Below are 24,606 nucleotides of genomic sequence, written 5' to 3'. Positions count from 1 at the left end.
CTACAAAATTGTTGGTTTAACTGATTCTACATTATTACGGGTATCTTCCCCCGGAACAACAGCATCACTCCATACCTCTTCTGTAGCCTGCTTCACAATATTTGTATCTTCTTTTGGAATCATAGTTTATTCATTTGAAGTTCTACAAATATCCAATAAAAATATTATCCTACCAAATAAGTAGACTAACAATTCAAAAAAAAAGGATCAGGTCAGTCGACCAGATCCATTAAAGTTTTTTTCTCAAGAATATTCAATGAGGCATCCCGAACTTCAATCAAGACGTCATGCAGTCCGCAGTGATCTTCATTACAGTCTTCACACTTTTCATAAAAGTTCAGACTTACACAGGGAAGCATTGCAATGGGACCGTTTACGAGACGAATAATTTTCGCTAATTTTACATTTTCAGGATTTTCTTTTAAAAAATATCCTCCTCCTTTTCCTTTTTTACTATCAAGGATTTCTGCTTTTTTCAGTTCAAGCAAAATATTTTCTAAAAACTTTAAAGGTATCTTTTTATGTTCCGCAATTTCGGAAATAAGAATTGGCCCTTCATTTCTCTTTTCTACAAGATATGAAAGTGCCTTAAACGCATATTGAGATTTTTTTGAAAGCATCACAGCAAAAGTAAGAAAATTGTTTAATATGTTTAAGTGAAAAGGAAAAATTGCAAAAAAATGAACTGGTAAATTAGCCTTTTTACCCTTTTACAACCTCTTAGTTTTTGCCTTTTTGCTATTAAATCATTAAGTTTGCCTCTATGTTCAGTAAACAAGAAGCACAGCAATTAAAAAAGGAGTTTTGGACAGCTTTTGGAAAATCATTCCCTAGAAAATGGCTCCTGTATGACACTAAAGTCAAGGATATGGCCTTTAAATTTTCCGCAGACAATAAAAAAGCAGAGGTTTCCCTTGATATAGAAATGAAAGATGAAATTTTCCGAAATGCCTATTATGAAAAAATATGGTCTCTGGAAGATATTTTAAAAGACTTTATCGGCGATTTCCAAAAAGATGAATTTTATACTCTTGAAAATGGAAAAGTAATCAGCAGAATCTGGGTGGAGATGCATGGAGTCTCAGTTTTTAACAGAAACACGTGGCAAGAAATTTTTGAATTCTTTGTTGACAAAATGGACGGTTTTGAAAGATTCTACTACGAATATGAGGATTTTATAAAGGACATCTAATATACTTATGAAATAAATACCGTTTTACACTTTAGGTTAAGATAAAAAAGAAAACCTATCTTTGCCTCCTACCACTTAAACTAATAGATGAAACTAAATAACATGATTAAAAATGAGAAAAGTGTACAAAAACATTTTTGGAGAAGTCATCTCCAAAAGCAATGCCGTAAAGCTTAATGAATATCATCTGTACTATTATGATGGTGACTCTGATGTACTGAAAGAGATTGAATTTATCAATGATGACAGTATATACAATATCAATTATTTCCTAAGTGATGGTGAAAATGAGGACGAAGTTCTTAATTACCTGAAAGAAAAATCTGACTTCTTTGACATCGAAAAGAGAGAATCTGCTGACGGATTCATTATTTCCACCAATAAACTTTATTCTTTGTCAGTAGATGACAAGCCTCTGATTTCCAAGACTGTTTTTAAGACAGATGACCCCGAAAACTTTATCTGTTCGCAGGTTATTGATAATGAAACACAGGAACCCCAGCTTGAAAGAACAATAAAATGTTGGTACACTACGGATGAAAACGGTGAAAAATATGCAGCCATAGAATGCAGCTATCAAGAGGATGGCAATCTGGAACTCGCCATTGATAAAACATCGGATCCTGATAACGAGCAAAACTGGGCACATTATGAATTTGAGACGTTCCAGAAACTTCAGGAACAACGTTCAACAGACCTAAGTTACTATAAAACAGCAGCATTACTTCCTAAGGAAGCTTACCAAAACTAGAAACCAAAATACAATCACAACAATTTACATCAAACACGCCACAAATTAGTATATGGAAGAGAACCCAACTTTTTTTGCAGATGGGAATGATCCGGAAATGATCAAAGCCTTTAAAAAAGCACAGGAAACGTTTAAATATTTCTGGAGGGAACAATCTTGGGAATATAGAAGAATTATTCCCGGATTGAATGTTTCATGCGTAAAAGCAGCATTTTCCGAAAAAGATGAAGCAGGAGAAACAATTGTTGAACACATGTGGATCAACGACATTAATTTTGATGGGGATACTGTAAAAGGCTACCTGATTAATGAGCCTAATAATCTTAAAAATGTACAAGTGGGAGACTATTTTGAAATTCCTTTGACGGACATCAGTGACTGGCTTTTCGCGATTACACCAAGTGTACAGAAACCTAAGGGACTTTCTAAATTATTCTCTTCCTCCACAGAACCTCTTCCGAAAACCTATGGCGGATTCAGTATCCAAAAGATGCGTTCAGATATGTCTGATGCGGAAAGAAAAGAACATGATAATGCATGGCAGATGGACTTTGGAGACTTTAATGATATTCTGGTCGTTAATAATCAGAAAGAAGAGCCCGAAAACCTTATTGAACATCCAATGAGTAAAAACATGAAGGAGAAATTTATTGAGTTTTTACTACAGAATCCTGACGACATTCGGCATATAGATGAAGATGGCCTCAGTCTTCTTCACAAGGAAACAATTGCCGGAAATTTAACTACTGTAAAGGTTATTTTAGAGTCCGGAGCCGATAAAAATGTTCAATCAAAAGCTGGCAAAACAGCCTTGGATTATGCCAAACAACTGAACTGGGAGCATATTATTCCGGTCCTGGAAAATTAAGATACAAGACTTTAACGTCAAATAAAAATAGGCTGCATCCATTCACGAAGCAGCCTATTTTTTATCATTATTTTCTTAAATAAAAAAGAGAAGTAAGATACTTCTCTTTCTATTTTCTATCCAAATTTCTTCTTTCTTAACCAGAAGAATAAACCTCCAATAAGGCCAATAACAGCCAGAGGAAGCAGTAAGTTCAGCCACTGCCAGTTGGTTTTCTCTTCTTCTATTCTATGTCTGTCCAGAAGTCTTTCTTCGATGTTTCTGTTTCGTAATTCCATCAGATTACTGTCATCCAACAGGTAATCCAAAGCATTTCTAAGGAACTGTTCATTTCCGAATTGCTCATTGGTTAGCATATCTGCACCCAAAGGAAGCGGTTTTCCTTTAATTACTTTATTTCTTCCTATATCCCCATCAGCAATCACGATCATTTTATTTTCAGGGCTTTCTGCCTTAAAGCCTGGGTAAGATTTTCTTTCAATCCTAGACGCATAAGCAGAATTAAATTTCCCTTCCAGTGCTACAGCAAATATCTTTGGGGTACTTGGTTTTTCCATTTGTCCAAGGCTGTCTACGCTGGCAATTTCCTTTAGATCAACATAGTTGGGAACCTGTTTCAACAAAGTTCTTTCACTGGATTCAAAAAGCACCTTGGTCTTAATATTCTTTCTTCCTCCCAAAGTATCTATGGAGGTTGGGAATTCAAACTTTACAGGATTAATATTTTTGGTAATCGGATTATTATTTTCAGCAATTCCCAATGGGAAGTAAGGCCAAGGGAGACTTGTAAACTGAGGGTTTCCACTCACCTCTCCTGTTACCAGCTTCAGCAAGGCAAATTTCTTTACATCCTTTACCAATGCAGTATTAATTCTTATTCCGTAATTGAAGAAGAAATCTGTCATATTAATATCAATTGGGAAAGGCATTACTTTTTTAGATCGAGTTAATGTATCCATTTCAGCATTCACCGCATCAATCATCCAAAGTGTTTTCCCGCCATTCATAATATATTGGTCAAGAATCACTTTTTCATTATCTGTAAAGGCTTTTCTCGGCTTTGCAATAACCAAAGCGCTCATCTGCTTCAATAAAGGAAGATCTTCAAGGCTAAGCTCTGTTTGATTTTTAGGAATAATGGGGCCTGCATCATAATTTTCCATCGCCAGTTGTACAAATCCCTGGAATTCATCAGGGCTTAATTCATCCTGATTAACCAAAATACCTACTTTTTTTCTTTTATCGGCAGCAATATTTTTAATATTTGAAACAAGGCTGTATTCTAATCCCTCAATGGATCTTGTAAGTTGTTGATCAGCATCTATACCTGTTTGCTGAACGATTAAAGGAATGGAAACTCCTGTTTTATTATATTTAATAACAGCGTACGGAAAAATAGTAATCTGTGAGAACTTCCCATCCTTGGAATCTGGAAGGTATGATGGCTGCATTCCCATTGCCGCCAAGCTATCTGCAGGTATTTTAGACTTCAACGGATCGATGAATTTAAAATCAATCTTTGAATTAATTTTTCTGAATTCTTCCAGCATAAACTTCGTTTCTCCCTGAAGCTGCTTAAAGCTTGCCGGAAAGTCTCCCTCAAGATAAACTTCAACGGTTAAAGGCTTCTTAACAGATTCCAATACCTTAATGGTACTCTCAGAAAGGGTGTATCTTTTTTCCTTTGTCAGGTCCAGTCTGATCCCTGAATAGGTCAGAATAATAACCAAAGGAACAATAGCAAATAAGAAAATTCCAAATGGAGATTTAGCATTGATCTTCTTCATAATTCTACTTCTTTTTGTTAATAAAATGATTAGACAATACTAATGAAGCACCGATCACCAGAATAAAGTAGGCTACATCCTTTACATCTACAAGGCCTCTTGTAAAGCCTAGAAAATGTTGATAGAAACCTATATTCTGAAGAATAAAGTCTGCTCCTCCTAATAATTTATAGCTTGCCAGCTGCTCAATTCCAAAATACATAATAAAGCACATGAAAACACCCAACAGATAAGCCATGATCTGGTTTTGTGATAATGAAGAGGCTAAAATTCCAACTCCTGAAAAAGCAGCAATCAGAATAATCAGTCCTATATAGCTTCCGAAAGTCATTCCTAGGTCAATATTTCCCTCCGGAACTCCTAAAACATATACAGTATAGAGATAAATCAGTGATGGAATCAGGCATAAAACCCCGACAATCCATACTGAAAGGAATTTTCCCATTACAAGATCTGAAACCTTTAACGGTTGTGAAAAAAGCCAGTTCAGTGTTCCGGTTTGCTGTTCTTCAGCGAAAGTCTTCATTGAAAGTGCCGGAATGATAAACATCAACAGCCACGGAACTAAAACAAAATAACTCTGCAGCGATGCTGCCCCGATCTCAAAAATATTAGAATCGTTGTCGAAAAAGAACAGGAAAAGAGTCGTGATCAAACTGAATGCGGCAATGATTACCCATGCGCTCCAGTTTCCAAAGTAACTCCAAAGTTCTTTCTTTAAAATTGCAATCATAGTTTTTTAGTAGAATGTAATAATTAGGAATGCATTAGGGCACATGTCCTACTTTCACAATTATTTCTTTTTTTTATTCTTATTAACAAGTTTTACGGTCATCATGATCAGAAATACAAGAACGAAAAATCCTGTAATTAATTGCCACCAGTATGTAATTACCATGGCTTTTAAAATCACGGTAAATACAACAAGAAACAAAATAAATGTAGCAATTTCGTTGGCTTGTCTCAATTTGATATTGGCCGTTTCTAAAGTATTCCCGTTAAGCGCTTTTAAACGAAGCACTTTCTTCCAGCACCAGTAGTGATAAACGGCAAGACCGATCAGGAATGTGAGCTTTAAATGAAACCAACCCATCTTCATTAAACCCGGATTTAAAAAGATCATAACCAATCCACATACCGCCATAATGACTCCGGCCGGAACAGTAATAATATTCCACAGTCTGCGGGCCATAAAGGTGTACTGCTCTCTCAAAATTTTCTTTTTATCTTCCGGAAATTCATCGGTATCCTTATAGTAAACGAAGATTCTTACGAGATAGAAAATCCCCGCAAAATAGCTTACCATAAAAATAATGTGCAGCGCTTTGATTATTGTATAAAGCATTCAGAAAAAATTAACAGCAAAGATAAGCTTATTATGTAATTGTTAAAAATATTTTTCTTTTGATCAGGAAAATATAATTAAACCATATTTATATAGAAAACACTTCGGCTCGGGGCAGCTTTGCTGCCCCGAGCCGAAGATTATATTTTATTGATCGTGTTCAACTCAAAAATTAAGAGATCACACCCAATTCTTTTCCTACCTTTTCAAAAGCAGCAATGGCCTTATCAAGATGTTCCTTGGTGTGAGCCGCAGATAATTGAACTCTGATTCTTGCTTTTCCTTTTGGTACTACAGGATAAAAGAATCCAATGACATAGATTCCCTCATCCATCAATTTTTCTGCCATTTTCTGGGAAAGTGGTGCATCATAAAGCATTACAGGAACAATGGCAGCATCTCCTTCAGGGATATCAAAACCTTTGGATTTCATCTCTGTTCTGAAATATTCTGCATTTTCCATGACTTTATCACGTAATGAAGTATCATCTGAAATCATGTCCAACACTTTCAAAGCAGCACCTACAATCCCAGGAGCCAATGAGTTGGAGAATAAGTAAGGACGAGAACGTTGTCTCAACATATCGATGATTTCTTTTTTACCTGAGGTAAATCCTCCTAAAGCACCACCAAGAGCTTTTCCTAATGTAGATGTAATAATATCTACTCTACCCATTACTTCGTTAGCTTCATGAGTTCCGCGACCTGTTTTTCCGATAAATCCGGTTGCGTGGGAATCATCCACCATTACCAAAGCATCATATTTATCTGCAAGATCACAAACACCTTTAAGATCAGCAACAATACCATCCATTGAGAAAACTCCGTCAGTAACAATAATCTTGAAACGGTGATTCTTTTCTGAAGCAGCAATCAATTGAGCCTCAAGATCAGCCATATTATTGTTTTTGTAACGGTATCTTGCAGCTTTACAAAGACGAACCCCATCAATGATGGAAGCATGGTTCAGTTCATCTGAAATAATCGCATCCTCTTCAGTAAACAATGGTTCAAAAACCCCACCGTTTGCATCAAATGCAGCAGCATAAAGAATCGTATCCTCAAGACCAAGGAAGTCTGCAATCTTTGTCTCTAATTCCTTATGAATATCCTGTGTTCCACAGATAAAACGTACAGATGACATTCCATATCCGTGGGATTCAATCATATCCTGAGAAGCTTTCATTACCTCCGGATTATTGGATAACCCTAAATAATTATTAGCACAAAAGTTCAAAAGCTTTTTACCGTTAGCTTCAATTTCTGCACTTTGTTGAGAAGTGATGATTCTTTCTTTTTTGAAAAGTCCATCATTTTCAATATTTTGAAGTTCGTTCTGTAAATGTTGTAGGTATTTTTCAGAAATCATTTTTAGTAATTTTTTAGATGTGCTAATTTACTAAAAAGGCAGTAAAATAAAACCTTTTATAGGCTTAATTCTAAAATTTGATTCAAGAGTGAGTTTTTAACATAATTAGTCTACAAAATTAGTAGGATAATAATTATATTTGTTTTAAAATTCAGAATATGCGATTGATTCCGGTACAGAAAATAAAGAAAATAGTTTCAAGAACCTTTATAAATGAATATATGAAGCCCAAGGTTCCTGTTATTCTTGAAGATTTTGTAGATCCCGAAAGTCCGGCCTTTAAAAAGTGGAATTATGAATATTTTAAAGAAATAGCAGGAAATCATCAGGTAGATATTTACGGCAGTGAAATGGATTCCATGGACAGAGTAGCAAGTGAGCCCATTATGCAGACTTCTTTTTCGGAATATCTGGATTTGATAGATTCTACTCCCACTGAACACCGTCTTTTTTTATTTAATTTATTAAGCATTAAACCAGAACTTAAAAATGATATTGTTTACAATGATGTTACCAATGGTAAAATATTGAAATGGCTTCCCTTTATGTTCTTTGGCGGACAAGGTTCTGCCACCCGAAATCATATTGACATCGATATGTCCCATGTTTTTATCACTCAATTTCAAGGAATAAAAAAAGTATGGCTGTTTCCCCGTGAACAATCTAGTTTTATGTACAAACTGCCTTATAACTTCCATAGTTTGACTCCTATTAAAAATCCTGACTTCAGGAAGTATCCGGGTCTCCTATACTTAGATGGCTATGAAGCTATTCTTCAACCTGGTGAAACCCTTTACATTCCCGCCGGATGGTGGCATTACATACAGTATGAAACCGGAGGCTACTCCATATCTGTCCGGGCACTTCCCTCAAGTTTTATTGAAAAATGGAATGGATTTAAAAATTTAGTTATTATAAGGAATTTCGATAATGCCATGCGCTATGTCTTTAAGGAAAAATGGTTCAGATATAAAGTAAAAATCGCCAGAGAAAGAGGGGCAAGAGCTGCCAGAAAACAAAGAAGCTTTCAAATTTGAAAGCTTCTTTTATATGATCATATTAAATATATTTTAATGCTTAATAAATTTAATATGTTTTTCATTGACCGTGAAAATATAAGTACCCGGAACCAATTCTGAAATTCCTATTGTCTTACCTGGTTGATAAATGTCTTTTCTAACCAGTTTTCCGTCTATTGCATGAATAGTGTAATCCGCTGCTTTATCAACCCCATTAAGGTAAAGTTCATTTTTTGCGGGGTTAGGATATAAACCAAATTTTTCTTTCTCTACTGAAGAAACACTCAGATTAGCATCCTGAACTACTGTTGAGTTTTTTTGCAGGATCTGATATTCATAGTTAAACTGAATACTCGCAATCGGGAAAGTGACTGCTTCTGTAAAATTTTGATTGTTCGAGGTATTATTCAGCACCAAATAAGCTGTTTGCCCTCCTGTTCCATTCACTTTAATGGGTAAAGGTAGCTCAAAAAAGCTTACAGATGGCATACTTTGCGTTTGGGAAACGTTAAACAGGACTTGATTGCCCAGTTGTCTCCATTTTATGTTGTAAGTAGGATATCCCTCACCATACACCCAGTCATTAAAAAACTCTGTAAAGTCCTTTCCCGTAGACTGAAGCAGCGATGCACTAAAGTCTGAAGTTCGTACATAATTATAAGCCAAAGCCGGTCTTCCGTGATAATCTTTAATAGCCTGATAAAAAGCTGTGTCCCCCAAAATCCATTTCAACATTCTTAAAACATAACCTCCTTTGGCATAAGAAAGCCTGCTGTCGAAAATTCTGTTGACATTGGTAAGGCTCGCATCAGGAACATATACAGTTCCTCCCGATGTTCCTGTAATATAGCTGGTTTGATTGGCCAAATAGCTCATAAATTCGGTGTTAGTCATTAGCAATTTTTCATTGGTTACATGCTCTCCAAAGGTTGCAAAACCCTCATTCAACCAGATGTCATTCCATGCACCACAGGTTACTTTATCTCCAAACCATTGGTGGGCAAGCTCATGAGCAATAAGACTTTTACCCCAACCACTCATAGAAGACATCGTTTGATGCTCCATTCCTCCTCCATTAAGGTATTCCATATGTCCATATTTTTCATCACGGAAAGGATAAGGTCCAAAATAAGTCTCATAGGTGTTCATAACCTGCTTCGTCCATTCAATATTGGATACCAGTGTAGAGTTCGCTGCTGTTGCGGGATAAACATAGTTCACAAACGGAAATGGCGGGTTTCCGATGGTGCTGTTTAGCTTTGTATAGTTGGTGATTCCAAGCGCAATAAGATAAGCAGGAGTAGGATACATTGTTCTCCAGAAAGTAAGCTTCTGCGAAGTTGCAGGAAGATTTGTTTCAGACATCAATTTACCGTTTGCTGCGACATTGTATTGTGATGGGGTTGTAATTTTAAAATCAACTCTTTCAATCTTATCATTCAGACTTTGTTTGGTAGGAAACCAATCCTGTGCCCCATAAGGCTCATTTAAGGTAGAAAAAACAGGAGTCCCTCCCTGAGTTCCCGTCATCACAGTATTGTAATACGGATCTGGAGTTCCGGAATAATGAATAGTTAAAGAATCTAATGTATTGGCTGCAATGGAAGCCGGAAAATCTATTTTAATTTCTTTGCTAGGAAGCTGCTGAAAAGGAATACTGTTTCCATGATATTGTACCTGGGAAACTGATAACAGATTGGTAAGGTCAAAATAAATACTTCCCATATTCTGATTAGGCTTAAAGTGAGACGTTACTGAACCGGAAATATTTTTAACGGTTGGATTTAAAGTAACATCCATTCTTTGATACCTAAGATCATAGTTGAGTGTATTCGGATTGACATTACCTGCAACCATTCTGTTGGCAAAGGATTTCTTTTCCTTTTTAATCAATCCTTTCATTTCGATATTCTGGTCCTGCGTTTGTGCATAAAACTGTTGAGATACCAGAAAACCCAACATCAGGAGGTAAACTTTTTTCATAGATGAAAATATTATAGAATTCAAATATAAAAAAAACCTTTTAATCATTGATTAAAAGGCCTTTATAATATACAAAATAAATACTCTTTACAGTTCCAGAGCCGGTTCCAGAATTTTCTCCATTCTTTTCTTCACCATATCCACCGATCCTGAATAGTTATTTACCATTAAAGAAAATACTAATGTTTTCCCGGAATTGGTTTTCAAATATCCTGCTAATGTTTTTACTTTATTTAAAGTTCCTGTTTTAGCAAAAATCTGTCCGTTCCCCTCTCCAATAAACATTCTTTTCAATGTTCCGGATTGTCCGCCAATTGGAAGAGAAGTTAAATATGATCTGTAATATTTCTCATTCATCAAAGAAGTCAAGAATTTAACCTGAGAAATCGGAGTTACATTATTACTTCTTGAAAGCCCGCTTCCATCCATATAATTCAATCCAATCATATCAAAACCGGCATCTTTTAAATGATCTGTCACTACAATTCTACCTGATTCTGAGGTCTGATCTCCCATTTTTTGGAATCCTACTGTTCTTAATAAAGCTTCCGCCAATGAATTATCACTATGCTGGTTAGTATAGTATACAATATCACTTAAGGTTGGAGACTTGTAAGCTGAGATCATTTTTCTGCTCTCAGGTGCAGCGTCTGTCATTTTAGGAGTTACTTTTCCGGTAACAGGAATTCCGCTTTTCACCAGTGTTGTTCTGAATGAATTAGCCAGATAAGCCGGTGCATCAGGAATTTTTGTGGTTAAAATACCATCTCCTTCATACTTTTCAGCATAAACCATCTGATGGGCATATGGTGAAACATAGAAGAATTTCTTGTCTGTAGAGAAACCTCCTTTCTTTACGATCAGTTTTTCATTAGCCGGGTTAATTCCTCGGGTTGTCCCTGCAGGCAGATAGTAATTATTGTTTTCTAGCCATACAACATTTTCCGGAAGCATTGAAATATTGCCTTTGAAAAGCGCTGTCTGAATAATAATATCACCATTTACCTTTTTGATTCCCTCACGTGAAACCCCACCTATGAAATCTGAGATAATGTCTCTGTAAGATCCTGCTCCAGCCTTATTTGTTCCTAGAGACGGATCACCGCTTCCTACCACATAAAGATTTCCATTTAAAACTCCATTCTCATCAACAGTTCCTGAATACTCCAGCTGAGTCATCCAGCGATAGTTTTCACCTAAAAGGTTTAAAGCTGTTTCTGTAGTTAAAAGCTTTGTAGTAGAAGCCGGAACCAACGGAGTATTCTCATTGTACGAAGAAATTACTTTCTTCGTTTTCGGGTCATACACTACGAATCCCCATGTTGCATTTTTCAGCACGGGATCCGCCATCATTGTGTTTACATTAATATCTACAAGTTCTTTAGCAGACAACACAGTCTTCTCCACCATCGTACTGACAGGTGAGGGCAGATTTAAGCTGCTTTTCTGATTGTCATAATTTTGGGAGTAAAGAACAGTAGAAACGGTAGATTGAGCCATGAAAAAACCAGAAGCCAATACCGCTGCGCTTGAAATATATTTTCTGAAATTTACCATCTATCTTCTTTTTGTTCTATAGTTTGACGCTATAAAAAATGATAAGTTAAATCATTCAATTAAAGAGCCAAACACTTAATCAACGTCCAAAAGTAGAAATTATTGTTATATAACGGACCATAGCCGTCTTATAAAAGAGTGTAAAGTTTGTTAAAAATTGTTAAAAATCAACAAAAACGTCTTTTTTAATGCTTTGATAAGCAGTGATTTCATCGAATTCCTTCAAACTTATTAAAACCAATCCTTTAAACCTCTCATAGTTTTTCCCACGGGGTAATTTTAATAGAATTTGGAATTGATATAAATTATTAAGCCTTGCAATTTGTGCCCTTTCCGGACCTAAAATACAATCCTCAGGAAGATATTTTCGAAGAATTGAGCCTAAAAACTGAGAAGCACGGTCTACTTTATCATCTCTTCTGTGCTTCAGTTCAATCATAATTAACTTGGTAAACGGCGGATAATTAAATTTCTGGCGTTCTGTTAGGATATACTTATAGATCTTCGCAGGGTTATTCATTTTGATCAGCTGAAATACAGAATGATCAGGATTATAGGTCTGAATCAGGATTCTTCCTTTTCCGGAAACCCTCCCGGCTCTTCCGGAAACCTGTGTTATTAATTGATACGCTCTTTCCTCGGCTCTGAAATCCTGTACATATAATAAGGAATCAGCCTTAGGAATGGCTACCAATTCTATATGGTCAAAATCCAGCCCTTTGGAAATCATCTGTGTACCCACCACAATATCCGTTTCTCCATCCTCAATCTTTTCATACAGCTTTTCGTAGGCAAATTTCTTACGCATGGAGTCTACATCCATCCTATCCACTTCATTTTCAGGAAATATTTTGGAAACCTCCTCATGAATCTGCTCTACACCAACACCTCTTTCATTTAGTTTTTCAGAATTACACTTCGGGCAGGTTTTTGGTTTTGAGGCTCTTTGCCCACAGTAATGGCATTTCATTTCATTGGCAGCCTTGTGATAGGTCATTACCACATCACAATTGGAGCAATAATTAACGTAGCCACATGTTTCACACTCAACAACGTTAGCATAGCCCCGTCTGTTATGAAGAACGATTGCCTGATTTTTTTCATCAACCGTTTTCTTAATCTCATCAATCAGTCTTAAGGAAAAATTTCCGGACACTTTCTTGGATTCCTGAGCTTCCTTGAAATTGATAAGTTCATATTCCGGCAGATTAACATTCCCGAACCTTGCATCCAGAAAGATGTATTTCATCTTATCTTTTCTGGCTCTGTAATAGCTTTCAACGGATGGGGTTGCAGATCCGAGAATCACTCCCGCTTCATATAAACCTCCCAAAACCAAAGCAGCATCCTTCGCATTAAAATACGGGGAAACTTCTCTTGGCTTATAGGCAGAATCATGTTCTTCATCCACTACGATCAAGCCAAGATTCTGGTAGGGTAAGAATAGGGCATTTCTAGTTCCTACAAGGATACGAATGTCATTCTGCTTAACTCTTCTCCATACTTCTACCCTTTCAAAATCAGTTAATTTTTGATGATAGAAACCTAATTGCCTGCCATATTTTTTTTCTAATCTTTGGGTAATTTGCTTGGTTAACGAAATTTCAGGAAGCAGAAACAGAACATTTTGTCCGTTTCTAACGCATTCCTCTATTTTCTCTAAATAAATATGGGTTTTTCCGGATGATGTTACTCCATGAAGTAAAACATTCTTTTTTTCTTCAAAGGCTTCATCAATTTCGGATTTTGCTATTTTCTGTTGTTCAGAAAGTTCCTCAAGCTCTTCAATTTCTCCATCATAGCTTTCAATCCTGTCTTTCTGCATATGATATTCCTCTACAAGACCTTTGTCTGCCAATGCCTTGAAATGGGAACTTCCGAAGTAACCGTCTTCAAACAGCTCCGCCTTTTTAATATGAAGATCAGGCTTTTCAGTTTGTTTTTCCAAAATAAGAAGAAACAATTCTTTCTGCTTGGGGGCTTTATTTAGTTTTAAAAGAATTTCCGTAAGGTTCTGATTGTTCAGAACATCTCCGTTAACTTTCACATAGGCAACTTCTTTTGCCTTATACTTTTCAGCAATTTTCTCGTCGATCTCAATATACTGCAGATCAATAAGTGAATTGATGGTTTTAATAATTTCTTTCTTAGGAATAAATGCCTCGATATCTGTGAGATTCACCAGCTGTCTTACTTCCAACGCCTGAACCAGATACATTTCATTGACATCAAGGTTTTCAAAGTCAACAACAACTCCAGGCTTTAATTTTAAATAGGTTTCACTTTCAAGTTTCAGAGAAGATGGAAAAGCAAATCTGTAAATTTCCCCAAGATTACATAGATAATACTCGGAAAGCCAGTTCCAGAAGCTGATCTGCTCTTCGGGAAGTATTGGTTTATCATCCAAAATACTGATAACGTCTTTCGCCACAAAGTTCTCCGGCGCAAGATCATGAAGCTCGAAAACAATTCCCGTATAGATCTTTTTACCTCCAAACGGCACTAAAACCCGCATTCCTAACTGAATTTCAGACATTAATTCTTCCGGAACCCTGTAAGTAAAGGATCCTTTTAAATTCAGCGGTAAAACAATCTGAGTGTATTGCAAGGGAAATATTTAAGGTGTAAAATTAATTTTTTCTTGAGAGAACTGCAACTTTGATGAAATTCTTTCGTGTCATAAAAAATGTCTGTTTAAACTTCTGGTACTAGCCATGAGAAGTTAAAAAAGCAGTTCAGTAATTTCATACCACATGGCAGAGGTAAAAAATCCAACAATAATACTGACTCCGATGATAAGATTGGTCAGCTTTGTATTTAATCTGAACTGTTCTGCAATGATACTTGAAGTGACTAACGTAGGCATTGCTGCTTCAAACACGGTAATTTTTGCGACATCTCCTTTTATTCCGAATAATAATGCCATTCCTAAGACAATTGCCGGTGCCAAAATCAATTTATAAAGCATGGAAGCAGACATTTGCGGAATGAGTTTTTTCCAGCCGTTAAACTTCAATTGTAATCCTACTGAAAATAATGCCAACGGACTTACTGTGGCTGCAAGTTTATCAAAAAATGGCTCTGCAATAGTGAAATCTATGAATTGAGATAACACCAATGCCGAGATACATCCAATTAACGGTGGAAATGTGATCAGGCGTTTAAGAATAAATATTGCACTTACTTTTCCGGACTTACTTCCACCTTTTACAGCGGCAATAATTCCTAATGTTGAAAGGGCAAAGAACATGGTTTGGTCACAGATAATAGCGATGCTTAACAAACCCTCTCCATAAAAGGCGCTAATCAGGGGAAAACCGATGAATGACGTATTACTGTACCCACTCGCCAGCTCCAAGGTACTTCTGGAGCGCCTTGAATAGCCCCGGCTTTTACTATAAAACATCATATAGATGAAGCAAAATACAGAGATTAAAAAAGTGGCTGCAATCGGAAAAAGCATCTCCGTTGTCCATTGTACTTTTGGCAGATATTTAAAAGAAACTGCGGGTAGAGCAAGATAAAGAATCCAGGTATTGATCCCCTTATGGGCATCCGGGTGGATAGATTTTGTTGCTTTGAATACCATTCCTGCAATAATGCACACTGCAATCAGAACAAAATTTACCATAACTGTAAAAATATGGTGCAAATTTACGGCTGATTTTTGAGTTGGGAATGGAAAAATTCTATTTTTTTGAACAGACTGTTTGCTAAAAAGAATAAGATTTATTGTAGAGCAGATTCTTGCAGATTCTGCAGATTTAATTATTCAATCAAAGCATCTATCAGGCTCATGACTTCTACTTTATCAAAGGATTTGGAAAGAGTGATTCTCTTTGAAGTGTTGGGTAACAGATCAAAAAAGTTATCACTGAAATGAGTGTCTCCTATCAGGTAAACATCTTTTGCCAAAACATCTGTAGAGACTTCAATTTCTGTCGGGGATATTTTTTTGATGGTGAGATTAGGTTTTGAAAGTTTTAAATCCTTGGGTTTTACAAGAAAGAAAAGTTTCTCTAACTTGGTTGAATCATTGTTTGAGGTGATTTTTAGAAAAGCTTTCGACAAGTCAAATTGGGAAAGTTCAGATTTATTAATGCTAAAAATATTCTCACTGATATTCCCATCAATTTTTTTCATCTTATTGGATTTCCAAATTTGTCTTCCCTCAAAATCTACCAACTCAAATTTTGCATTTATCGTTATCTCTTTTAATAAATCATTGATTATAAAAATATCATAAGTCTTATCTTTCTCTGCCATTGAAAGCAATACAGGTTCAAAACTTCTTTTTACCTGATAGTGAAAGGCTTTCCAGTTTCCTAAATAATCTATGGAAGACCATGAAACTACGGGCCAGCAATCATTAAGCTGCCAATATAAGGTACCCATATTGTAAGGTTTTGCACGTCGGTGAGCCTCCATTGCTATTTGCATTCCTCTTGCCTGTAGGAGTTGTGAAACATAGTTATACTTCACAAAGTCTGTCGGAATTTTATAGTCCCGTTTCATGTATTCATTGATAATTTCCCAACCTCTTGCATGTTTTTCGTGAGCCTTAATGGTAGAATTCTGTAGGTTTAGATCCGGAACACCTGAAAACATTGTTTTAGAAGTTCCCAGTGTAGGCATTCCCTGAAAACCGTATTCAGACATAAAACGGCCTACTTTTTCATTGTAAATTTCAAAGGGCTGTTCTCCCCACCAAACTCCCCAATAATGAGAATCTCCCTCTGTAAGGCTCTTTTTGTGTCCCCACCCTATGGATGGTGAGCTTGGCCAATAGATATTTTTATCTGGTGTAAGGTTTTCTTTTAATGTATTGGGGATCACTTCATGAAACAGTTTTTTATAATCTTTCCAGACCTGTAATGAGTCATTTTTTGAATATTTAAACTGCTTTTGATATCCCCAGTTGACAATGGCTTCATCAATTTCATTATTTCCACACCATAAGGCTATGGACGGATGATTCTGGAGTCTGTTGACCTGATCTTTTACTTCTTCTTTTACGTTATTCAGAAATTGTTCATCTGCGGGATAGAAACTGCCTGCAAACATAAAGTCCTGCCACACCAGGATTCCGTTTTCGTCGCAAGCTTTATAAAATTCTTCGTCTTCGTATATTCCGCCACCCCAGATTCGGATCATATTCATATTGGCTTCTTTTGCAGCCTTAATCAGTCTCTGGTATTTTTCTTTTGTGATTCTTGGTGAGAAACTATCGGCAGGAATCCAATTAGTTCCTTTGATGTATAAAGGATTTCCGTTTACCTTAAAATAAAACGTTTTTCCTTTTTCATCCTTTTCCTGAATAAGTTCAACATTTTTCAAACCATAGGTAACATTGATATCACGAATAAACTTCCCTCCTTTTTTATATAGTGTGATCTTCGTAGTATATCGATCGGGTTCCCCCCTTCCGTTAGGCTGCCATATTTTTGGGTCCTTAATCTTATAAGGAAGTACGATGGTATTTGAGCCTTTTTTAAGATGAAAACGATGCATTCCTCTATTCAGGTTGAACCGTGTAAAGTATTCTCCATCTTCATCAGCAAAGACTTTCATATTAAAAGAAACCTCAGCTAAAGTATCTGTCAGTTTTTTCTGTTGAACCTGAACATTATTAACCTTTGCATTATTCCAAAATTCCAGCCTTACGTCTTTCCATATTCCGGCAGTAACGAGTCTTGGACCCCAGTCCCACCCGAACTGATATTGTGCTTTTCGTACAAAGCTTCTTGGTGTTTCCGGCATGGTAAACGGAACTTTTTTTGCCAGTTCTTTTCCTGTATTGATGGCTGATTTAAACCTGACCTCCACTATATTATCACCTATTTTCAGATTCTGTTTCACCGGAATTTCCCACGTTCTGAACATATTATCTGTTTTCCTCAGTAATTTTCCGTTAAGGTAAATTTCGGAAAATGTATCTAATCCGTTAAAAACAAGATCAATATTACTGTATTCCAATTCTTTTGAGGAAACTTTAAAGCTAGTTTGATAATCCCAGTCTTCATCCTCTATCCATTGTACTTTCTTTTCATTTTCATCCTTGAAAGGATCCGGAATGAGTTTATTAGTCATCAGATCCAGATGAACTGTTCCGGGTACTTTTGCAGGCAGCCATTGTTTATCTTTGGTATTTTTGAACTGCCATTTCTCAGAAGATAAATTCCTTTCAGAAAACTGTGCAAAAAGGATATTCTGAATGAAAAGGAAAGCAATAAGGAGAGATTTATTCATGAATGGTTTTTTAGAGTGTACTGGAGTGCAGTTTGTTTAAATGAATAAAAAATTACTACCATTCCTTACTCAATTAATATCAAACAATTTCATTTAAAACTTTTTGTTTAGGATACCCTAAACAAAAAGCTCTGGCTTTATTTATTTTTCAGGGTTACCACCTCATCAGCATTGGCAAATGCTCCACCATCAGTGATGGCTGAAGAATGGAAATACTCTGCCTTTGTATAAGCTCGTATATCTTCAATATTTGAGGAACGAAGGCCTCCACCTACAAGAATTTCCAGTCTTCCATCTGCAAGTTCTACCAGCTTTTTCAGATTTTCCTTTCCTTCAGAAACGTTAGGTTTTTGACCTGAAGTAAGAATGGTAGTAAAGCCACATTCAATTACTTTTTCCAAAGAACTATCTAAACCTTTAGCTCTGTCGAAAGCACGATGGAACGTACAAGGAAGTGGCGATGCCAGTTCTACCAGAATCTTATTCTGTTCGCGGTTTACCTCATCATCTTCATCCAGAATACCGAATACAAAGCCGTCTACATTTAATGACTTCAGGGAAATTAAATCAGTTTTCATCTGCTCAAATTCGGCATCGGAATAGGTAAAATCACCTCCTCGTGGACGGATCATCACGAAAATGGGGATGTTTATTTTCTCCCGAAGTTTTTTTGTTGTTTCAAAATTAGGAGTTGTACCTCCTTCGCTTAATCCGTCACACAATTCTATTCTGTCTGCTCCGCTTTCAAAGGCAATGATTGCTGATTCCGGATTGAAGCATGCTATTTCTATTTTTGACATTTTATTGTTTTTAATTAATTAGGTTCTTCCTGCAATACATCTGCAATCAGAAAGGAACCGTTTTCCTTTACTACTTTTACAACAGAGTAATAGTGAGCTTTAAAACCATCATCTCTCAATACTACATTGAAGACATATTCATCCTTTGAAGATGATTTTAAATCACAATTTTCAACTTCAATATTGATCCAATCCTGCGAAGAAATAAGAAATCCTATACCAATTCCTGCTTTTTTTGTATCAAACTTAGATTTCCATTTATCATCGAATTCTTTTTCTGTAAGGCTTCCGTCTACATCCATATCTACATTCATTGCATCGGTCTTATATTCATAGTAATCCTTGGTTGTTATTTTCTGCATTTCCTTATCCAGATTACCAAGATCAGTCTTAAAATAGCTCACCACATTTTTTTTCAGCCACTGTTGTGCTTCCTGAGATTCATTTACAGGAGTCTCTGCTTCAGTCTTTTCAACAACATTTTCCTTTATCTGAGGTTCTGTTTGTACGTTTGTCTCTTTCTTTTCTTCCTTGCATCCTAACATTAAAAATAGGGAAGCTATCATTATTCTTTTCATATTCTTTCTGTCTATTTATATTTTGCTAAGCTATTTAGTGTAAAATTATGGAATTAAACAAAGGCCGCGAGTTGATACCATATGTATCATTACATCTCAAAGTATCGGTATTCAATTTTATCAAAGATAAAATCGTTGTGCATTTGCCTAAAACCAATATATTAATTAAGTTATTTTAAAGCAAATTCAGGTTTTTCAAGGCGGTTTCCTTTTTGATCATATACCGCAAAGTTGAATCCATCCTGAATACAGTAAGATCCATATTCACCATTCTTGTTGATGGCAATAAAGCCTACCTGAATATCTTTTAAATTTTTATTTCTTCTCTGATTAATCTTTACAATTCTGTCTACTGCTTCTTTGCAGGCTTCCTGTGGACTTCTCCCTTGTCTCATCAATTCTACCACCAGATGGGTTCCTACTGTTCTAATGACCTCTTCACCGTGACCAGTTGCCGTTGCAGCCCCTACCTCATTATCTACAAACAAACCTGCACCAATGATTGGGGAATCTCCCACTCTGCCATGCATTTTAAACGCCATTCCACTGGTGGTACAAGCACCGGAAAGGTTTCCTTGGGCATCCAATGCGATCATTCCTATGGTATCGTGATTTTCAATATTGGCAATGGGTTTATATTTACTTGTTTTCAGCCACTCTTTCCATTCTTTTTCTGATTCGGGAGTGAGAAGATTTTCTTTTTTAAAGCCTTGTGAAAGGGCAAACTGCAATGCTCCATCACCTACCAGCATTACGTGAGGTGTTTTTTCCATTACCGCTCTGGCAACAGAAATTGGATTTTTAATGTTTTCCAGACATGCCACAGAACCGATATTATAGTTTTCATCCATGATACAGGCATCCAGCGTAACTCTTCCATCTCTATCCGGACGTCCGCCATAGCCTACACTTCTTTCTTTGGGATCCAGCTCTACCAGACGGACACCTATTTCCACGGCATCCAGGGCTTTTCCTCCCTTTCCAAGAATTGTCCAGGCTTCTTCGTTTGCTTTTAACCCGAAATTCCAGGTAGAAAGAACAATGGGTTTATTGATGGCTTTATTGTTTTGAGGTAATTTTGCAGCCATTAAGTCTAACGGATTTACAGCAAGCGCTGCTGTTGCAATTCCCAGCTTTTTGATAAAACTTCTTCGGTTATTGTTCATTGTATTTCAAATTATATAATACCTAGCAAATATCTTAAAAAAAGTTCAATGAAAGCCACAAGACTACTTAACCGGCATGTATATATTATTTTTATTTATCTTTACGACTGTAATGGACCCATTTAAAACTTTCAGAAATATTGTTTTCTTTCAGGAATTATCTGATGAGGAGATTAATATTTTGGTGAGTATCAGTACTCCAAAACTTCTTCGTAAAAAGGAAAAACTAGTGGCTCCTGGACAGTCTTTTAACCATTTGTTTATTCTTTCCAATGGTTTACTAAGATGCTTTTTTGATGATGAGAATGGTATTGAGACGAATCTTTTTTTACCTTCGGAAAAGGAAGCCGTTATTATGGAAAGCCCAGAATCTTATTCGGGAGAAATTGAACGAAAATATACTATAGAAGCTGTTATTGAAAGTCAGATTTTTTTATTTAACAAGAGTGAATTTGAAGAAATGGCTTTTCAGCACAGAGGCATTTATAATATCTACCTGAAGTCTTTGAAACAGATTATCAGTATTTTAAAATTTCGTACTGAGCAGTTCTGCTCTACTTCTCCGCACTCCAGATATGAAGAGTTTCTGGAAAGCCGCCCATTCACTTCTCAAAATGCCAACAGAAAGTATATTGCTAATTTTCTGGGCATTACTCCCAACTCTCTTTCACGCATGACTGCACGCATTCATAGAAAAAGGAACGAAAGAAAAAAATAACTTAGGAATACTTTTTCTCACTTTATTCATTCTATTTTTGCTTACTCAAAATACTGTTACACAATTTATTAAAAGCAAAATGAGAAGAATATCATTCACTAAACATTATCTATTATAGAATTATCTTTAAACTAAGGTAGCTACCCTATTATGGTGTAGTTACAACCTTGTTTAACATTTCATTATTACCTTATACAATTATATTATGCAAAGAATATCCTTACTTCTCTGCCTGTTATTATCATGCAATTTTGTTCAAGCATCAACAGGTCATGTAGAAGACAATATAGCAAATGCCGCTTCATGGTTCATTTTACTTGTTTTACCAATCGCCGGCATCTATCTTTTCTGGAAAGTTCACATCTATCCTGAAAAGGTTGCTGAGGAAAAGAACCATCCTCAGCTGAAAGCCATAAAAAGCATGTGCCTCCTTTCCCTAATTTTTGGAGGCCTTTTATGGCCGGTTGCCTTAATCTGGGCCAACTATGATTATGGTAATCAAAATGATCAGAAAAAAGACACAGATCACACTGAAGAAGAACGTAACACAATTGAAAATCAAACCCAATGCTAGAATTACTTGTTGCCATATATGCCGGAATCTGCTGGCTGCTTATCAAAAAATTTAAACTTATTCCCTGGACATTTACTACTCAGGTTGTGGTATACTCTCTTCCTATTTTCGGGAGTATTGCTTTAATTCTGAGTCTTAATTACTACTGCCCCATTACTTCTGATGTAAAGGTGGGAAACAGAAGTGTTGACATCACTACCCAGGCTTTGGGAAAGGTAAAAAAGGTATATGTAAATACCAATCAGGAGGTAAAGAAAGGAGATACATTATTTGTTCTGGACAGAGAACCTTATGTACAGGAGATTAAATCTCTGGAGGCGAAACTCAGCAATATGAAAGCTACTGTAAATTCCTATAACACAGATATTTCAGCCTCCAGAAAAAATATAGCGGGATTGCAGTCTCAACTGGATCTTGCCAATAAAAGGGTTGCCCAGTATCAGGAATTGGTAGAGGCAGGTGCTGCAAACAAGTTCGATCTGGAGCAGGCGATTACCAATGTACGTGATCTTCAGTCCCGAATCAGTGCGGCACAATCACAGCAACAATCTTTGGAAACAAAATCCAATGCTTCCTATGGTGGAGAAAATTCATCTGTTTCTGAGATTCAGGCGAAACTGGATCAGGCGAAATGGAATCTTTCCCAAACGGTTGTTCTGGCGCCTACAGATGGTATTATTCCCAATGTTCAGTTGAATGAGGGGGCTATCATGGCTCCATTTAAGTCGGCCTTTGTTTTAATTCAAAAGCAGCAATCTGTTATTGGGTTCTTTGCCCAAAATGAGCTTGAATCTGTAAAAAATGGAAATGAGGTTGAACTTGCTCTTAAAACAGAACCCGGAAAGGTTGTAAAAGCCAAGCTTGAATATGTTATTGATGCCACCAGCCAAGGTATTATGAACAACGCAGGAGGAATGCTGGGCGGAAACGGATCTACCGCAGGACTTCCGGACACAGCCAGACAACTCCCTGAAACGGATGGAAAACTTATTGCCAAGTTTGTATTGGTAGATGAACAAAAACAACTTACTGTTGGGGCAAGAGGTACAGCCGTGATCTATTCTGATCACATCAAGCCACTTCATCTTATCCGAAAGGTAATGGTGCGCATTAGCAGTAAAATAAACTTCCTGATCCCTAAACTTCACTAAGATGTATAAAAAATTAATTGTACTGGGAGTTCTTTCTTTAAGCCTAAGTTCTTGTATTGGATACAAGGAACCTACGAAAGAAAATATGGATCAGCTCAAAGAAAAAAGCGAAATTGTTTCTCATCTTCAAATTCCTGATGACTGGATCTTTGACCGAAAAACTGATGCCGACTCATTTTCTTATGAATGGATCACAGATCTTAAGGACCAGCAACTGGAAGCCCTGATTAATGAGGGAATGCAATACAATGCTGATATTATTATCGCCAGAGAAAAGCTCAATCAGGTGGAACTGGCTATGGAAATTGCAGGAAGTGATCTGTACCCAAGTGTAAGTGCTGTTGCCAATACCTCCAATAATCTGGTGAGTGAAACCCAGCTTCGTCGTCTTGCATTGAAAGCTAGCTGGGAAATAGATCTGTGGGGTAAAAATAAGTCTTCACAAATGGCAAGTACAAGCAATTATTTTTCGGCAAAGCATCAAAATATCCTGCTGCATCAATCTATTGCGGGCATGATTGCAAAGGCTTATTTTTTAAATATTGCAGGAAATATTCAGGAAGATAAGATTGAAAGTTATATTCAGAAGTCTAAGGATCTGGAAAAGCTGTACACCCTCCAAAAAAAGGTGGGAACGGCTAATGCATTGGATATTTCTAATATATCTGCGGAAATTATTTCTCTGGAAGAATACCTCGAAAAGGTTAAAAACGCGAATATCCAGTCCAGAAGATCTCTTGAATTGCTTACAGGAAAATATCCTGAGGGAAAGCTAATGACACAGAGTTTTTTTAATCCTGTAAACAATGATATCCCTGAATCTTTTCCGTTACAGCTTCTAGAAAACAGATCAGATATACAGGCCAGTCATTTTCAAATAGAAAAAGCTTTTTATGAGGTACAGCAGGCCAAAGCGGCAAGACTGCCTTCCATTAGCATAAGTTCTTCTTTAGGAACCGCCGGAAGTAATGTGGAATCTCTCAATTCTTTATTTTCCAATCCGTTATTAAAGGTAGGTAGTGGATTGGTTTCTCCTTTATTCAACAATGGGAAACTGAAAAAGAATGTAGAAATAAAGGATTCTCAGCAAAAACAGATCGTAGAAGAGTATTCAAAAACGGTACTGAATGCTTTAAATGAAGTGGAATCATCTTTAGCCAATCTACACTCCATTGAAAAACAATCCTCCTATAACACAAAGGCGATCAATGAATTGAAAAACAATATTAGTCTCACTCAAAAACAAATAAAGGTGGGTGCTAACAATAGTTTTGTACTGATCCGAAAGCAAAGGGATCTTCTTAAAAATGAGATGAACCTGATTAATCTGGATCTTCAGTACAGAATAGAACGCATTAATCTTTATATGGCCCTGGGAGCTGAGCACTTCATATCTTCATAATTTTATACAAAAAAAAGACTACGGATTATTATTCGTAGTCTTTTTTATTTGGGCTAAAACCCTCCTCCAATTTTTCAATCTGAATTTCTACAATACA

The 24,606-nt window shown here is 36.4% G+C and carries 22 protein-coding genes; 8 read left to right on the top strand and 14 right to left on the bottom strand.

Annotated elements, in window-relative coordinates:
• Positions 1 to 123: a hypothetical protein gene (locus EG359_RS22835; RefSeq protein ID WP_262488039.1), complete on the bottom strand. Its 123-nt coding sequence runs from the start codon at positions 121 to 123 to the stop codon at positions 1 to 3.
• An 89-nt stretch (positions 124 to 212) separates the two neighbouring features.
• Positions 213 to 620, bottom strand: a complete 408-nt coding sequence (locus tag EG359_RS21760) for an RrF2 family transcriptional regulator (protein ID WP_076353981.1) — start codon at positions 618 to 620, stop codon at positions 213 to 215.
• 143 nt (positions 621 to 763) lie between these two features.
• On the opposite strand from EG359_RS21760, the gene EG359_RS21755 reads away from it, so the two are divergent.
• The 3 genes from EG359_RS21755 to EG359_RS21745 all read left to right on the top strand — a co-directional run bounded on the left by EG359_RS21755 (position 764) and on the right by EG359_RS21745 (position 2,811).
• Entirely contained in the window at positions 764 to 1,192 is a 429-nt protein-coding gene (locus tag EG359_RS21755) for a DUF4268 domain-containing protein (protein WP_076353979.1), read from the top strand.
• Between the two features lie 112 nt (positions 1,193 to 1,304).
• Entirely contained in the window at positions 1,305 to 1,943 is a 639-nt protein-coding gene (locus EG359_RS21750) for a hypothetical protein (protein ID WP_076353977.1), read from the top strand.
• A gap of 52 nt (positions 1,944 to 1,995) precedes the next feature.
• Positions 1,996 to 2,811: a DUF2314 domain-containing protein gene (locus tag EG359_RS21745; protein WP_076353975.1), complete on the top strand. Its 816-nt coding sequence runs from the start codon at positions 1,996 to 1,998 to the stop codon at positions 2,809 to 2,811.
• 116 nt (positions 2,812 to 2,927) lie between these two features.
• Here the strand turns inward: EG359_RS21745 and gldG are convergent, their stop codons facing one another.
• From gldG to kbl, 4 genes are all read right to left on the bottom strand, one after another.
• The gene (gene gldG, locus EG359_RS21740) at positions 2,928 to 4,598 is read right to left on the bottom strand and encodes a gliding motility-associated ABC transporter substrate-binding protein GldG (RefSeq protein ID WP_076353973.1); all 1,671 of its coding nucleotides are present in this window, start codon (positions 4,596 to 4,598) and stop codon (positions 2,928 to 2,930) included.
• A gap of 4 nt (positions 4,599 to 4,602) precedes the next feature.
• On the bottom strand, positions 4,603 to 5,331 hold the full coding sequence (locus EG359_RS21735) for an ABC transporter permease (protein WP_076353971.1): 729 nt from the start codon (positions 5,329 to 5,331) through the stop codon (positions 4,603 to 4,605).
• A 60-nt stretch (positions 5,332 to 5,391) separates the two neighbouring features.
• Positions 5,392 to 5,943, bottom strand: a complete 552-nt coding sequence (locus tag EG359_RS21730; RefSeq protein WP_076353969.1) for a CopD family protein — start codon at positions 5,941 to 5,943, stop codon at positions 5,392 to 5,394.
• 172 nt (positions 5,944 to 6,115) lie between these two features.
• Complete coding sequence (gene kbl, locus EG359_RS21725) at positions 6,116 to 7,312, bottom strand: glycine C-acetyltransferase (protein WP_076353967.1); 1,197 nt, start codon at positions 7,310 to 7,312, stop codon at positions 6,116 to 6,118.
• Positions 7,313 to 7,470: 158 nt separating this feature from the next.
• Here kbl and EG359_RS21720 point away from each other — a divergent pair, with 158 nt between their 5' ends.
• Positions 7,471 to 8,349, top strand: a complete 879-nt coding sequence (locus EG359_RS21720) for a cupin-like domain-containing protein (RefSeq protein WP_076353965.1) — start codon at positions 7,471 to 7,473, stop codon at positions 8,347 to 8,349.
• A 33-nt stretch (positions 8,350 to 8,382) separates the two neighbouring features.
• Here the strand turns inward: EG359_RS21720 and EG359_RS21715 are convergent, their stop codons facing one another.
• The 8 genes from EG359_RS21715 to EG359_RS21680 form a co-directional block, all read right to left on the bottom strand.
• Complete coding sequence (locus EG359_RS21715) at positions 8,383 to 10,314, bottom strand: M1 family aminopeptidase (protein WP_076353963.1); 1,932 nt, start codon at positions 10,312 to 10,314, stop codon at positions 8,383 to 8,385.
• Positions 10,315 to 10,401: 87 nt separating this feature from the next.
• The gene (gene dacB / locus EG359_RS21710) at positions 10,402 to 11,871 is read right to left on the bottom strand and encodes a D-alanyl-D-alanine carboxypeptidase/D-alanyl-D-alanine endopeptidase (RefSeq protein ID WP_076353961.1); all 1,470 of its coding nucleotides are present in this window, start codon (positions 11,869 to 11,871) and stop codon (positions 10,402 to 10,404) included.
• Positions 11,872 to 12,031: 160 nt separating this feature from the next.
• Positions 12,032 to 14,479, bottom strand: coding sequence for a replication restart helicase PriA (gene priA, locus EG359_RS21705; protein WP_076353959.1), 2,448 nt, complete (start codon positions 14,477 to 14,479; stop codon positions 12,032 to 12,034).
• A 114-nt stretch (positions 14,480 to 14,593) separates the two neighbouring features.
• On the bottom strand, positions 14,594 to 15,502 hold the full coding sequence (locus tag EG359_RS21700) for an AEC family transporter (RefSeq protein ID WP_076353957.1): 909 nt from the start codon (positions 15,500 to 15,502) through the stop codon (positions 14,594 to 14,596).
• Positions 15,503 to 15,639: 137 nt separating this feature from the next.
• The gene (locus EG359_RS21695; protein WP_076353955.1) at positions 15,640 to 18,120 is read right to left on the bottom strand and encodes a beta-mannosidase; all 2,481 of its coding nucleotides are present in this window, start codon (positions 18,118 to 18,120) and stop codon (positions 15,640 to 15,642) included.
• A 137-nt stretch (positions 18,121 to 18,257) separates the two neighbouring features.
• The gene (locus EG359_RS21690; RefSeq protein ID WP_076353953.1) at positions 18,258 to 18,920 is read right to left on the bottom strand and encodes a copper homeostasis protein CutC; all 663 of its coding nucleotides are present in this window, start codon (positions 18,918 to 18,920) and stop codon (positions 18,258 to 18,260) included.
• Between the two features lie 14 nt (positions 18,921 to 18,934).
• On the bottom strand, positions 18,935 to 19,498 hold the full coding sequence (locus EG359_RS21685) for a hypothetical protein (RefSeq protein WP_076353951.1): 564 nt from the start codon (positions 19,496 to 19,498) through the stop codon (positions 18,935 to 18,937).
• 170 nt (positions 19,499 to 19,668) lie between these two features.
• Entirely contained in the window at positions 19,669 to 20,664 is a 996-nt protein-coding gene (locus tag EG359_RS21680; protein WP_076353949.1) for an isoaspartyl peptidase/L-asparaginase family protein, read from the bottom strand.
• A gap of 112 nt (positions 20,665 to 20,776) precedes the next feature.
• On the opposite strand from EG359_RS21680, the gene EG359_RS21675 reads away from it, so the two are divergent.
• The 4 genes from EG359_RS21675 to EG359_RS21660 all read left to right on the top strand — a co-directional run bounded on the left by EG359_RS21675 (position 20,777) and on the right by EG359_RS21660 (position 24,509).
• On the top strand, positions 20,777 to 21,382 hold the full coding sequence (locus EG359_RS21675) for a Crp/Fnr family transcriptional regulator (RefSeq protein ID WP_174567020.1): 606 nt from the start codon (positions 20,777 to 20,779) through the stop codon (positions 21,380 to 21,382).
• Positions 21,383 to 21,587: 205 nt separating this feature from the next.
• A complete protein-coding gene (locus EG359_RS21670) occupies positions 21,588 to 21,956 on the top strand; it encodes a DUF3302 domain-containing protein (protein ID WP_076353947.1) in 369 nt (122 codons plus the stop codon).
• The gene (locus EG359_RS21665) at positions 21,950 to 23,107 is read left to right on the top strand and encodes an HlyD family secretion protein (protein ID WP_076353945.1); all 1,158 of its coding nucleotides are present in this window, start codon (positions 21,950 to 21,952) and stop codon (positions 23,105 to 23,107) included. Before EG359_RS21670 ends, EG359_RS21665 begins: the two co-directional genes overlap by 7 nt.
• Before the next feature lies 1 nt (position 23,108).
• The gene (locus EG359_RS21660; RefSeq protein ID WP_076353943.1) at positions 23,109 to 24,509 is read left to right on the top strand and encodes an efflux transporter outer membrane subunit; all 1,401 of its coding nucleotides are present in this window, start codon (positions 23,109 to 23,111) and stop codon (positions 24,507 to 24,509) included.
• Positions 24,510 to 24,606 lie beyond the last annotated feature (97 nt).

The sequence above is a fragment of the Chryseobacterium joostei genome (assembly GCF_003815775.1).
Classification (GTDB): Bacteria; Bacteroidota; Bacteroidia; order Flavobacteriales; family Weeksellaceae; genus Chryseobacterium; species Chryseobacterium joostei.
This window is presented reverse-complemented; position numbering and strand designations above follow the sequence as displayed.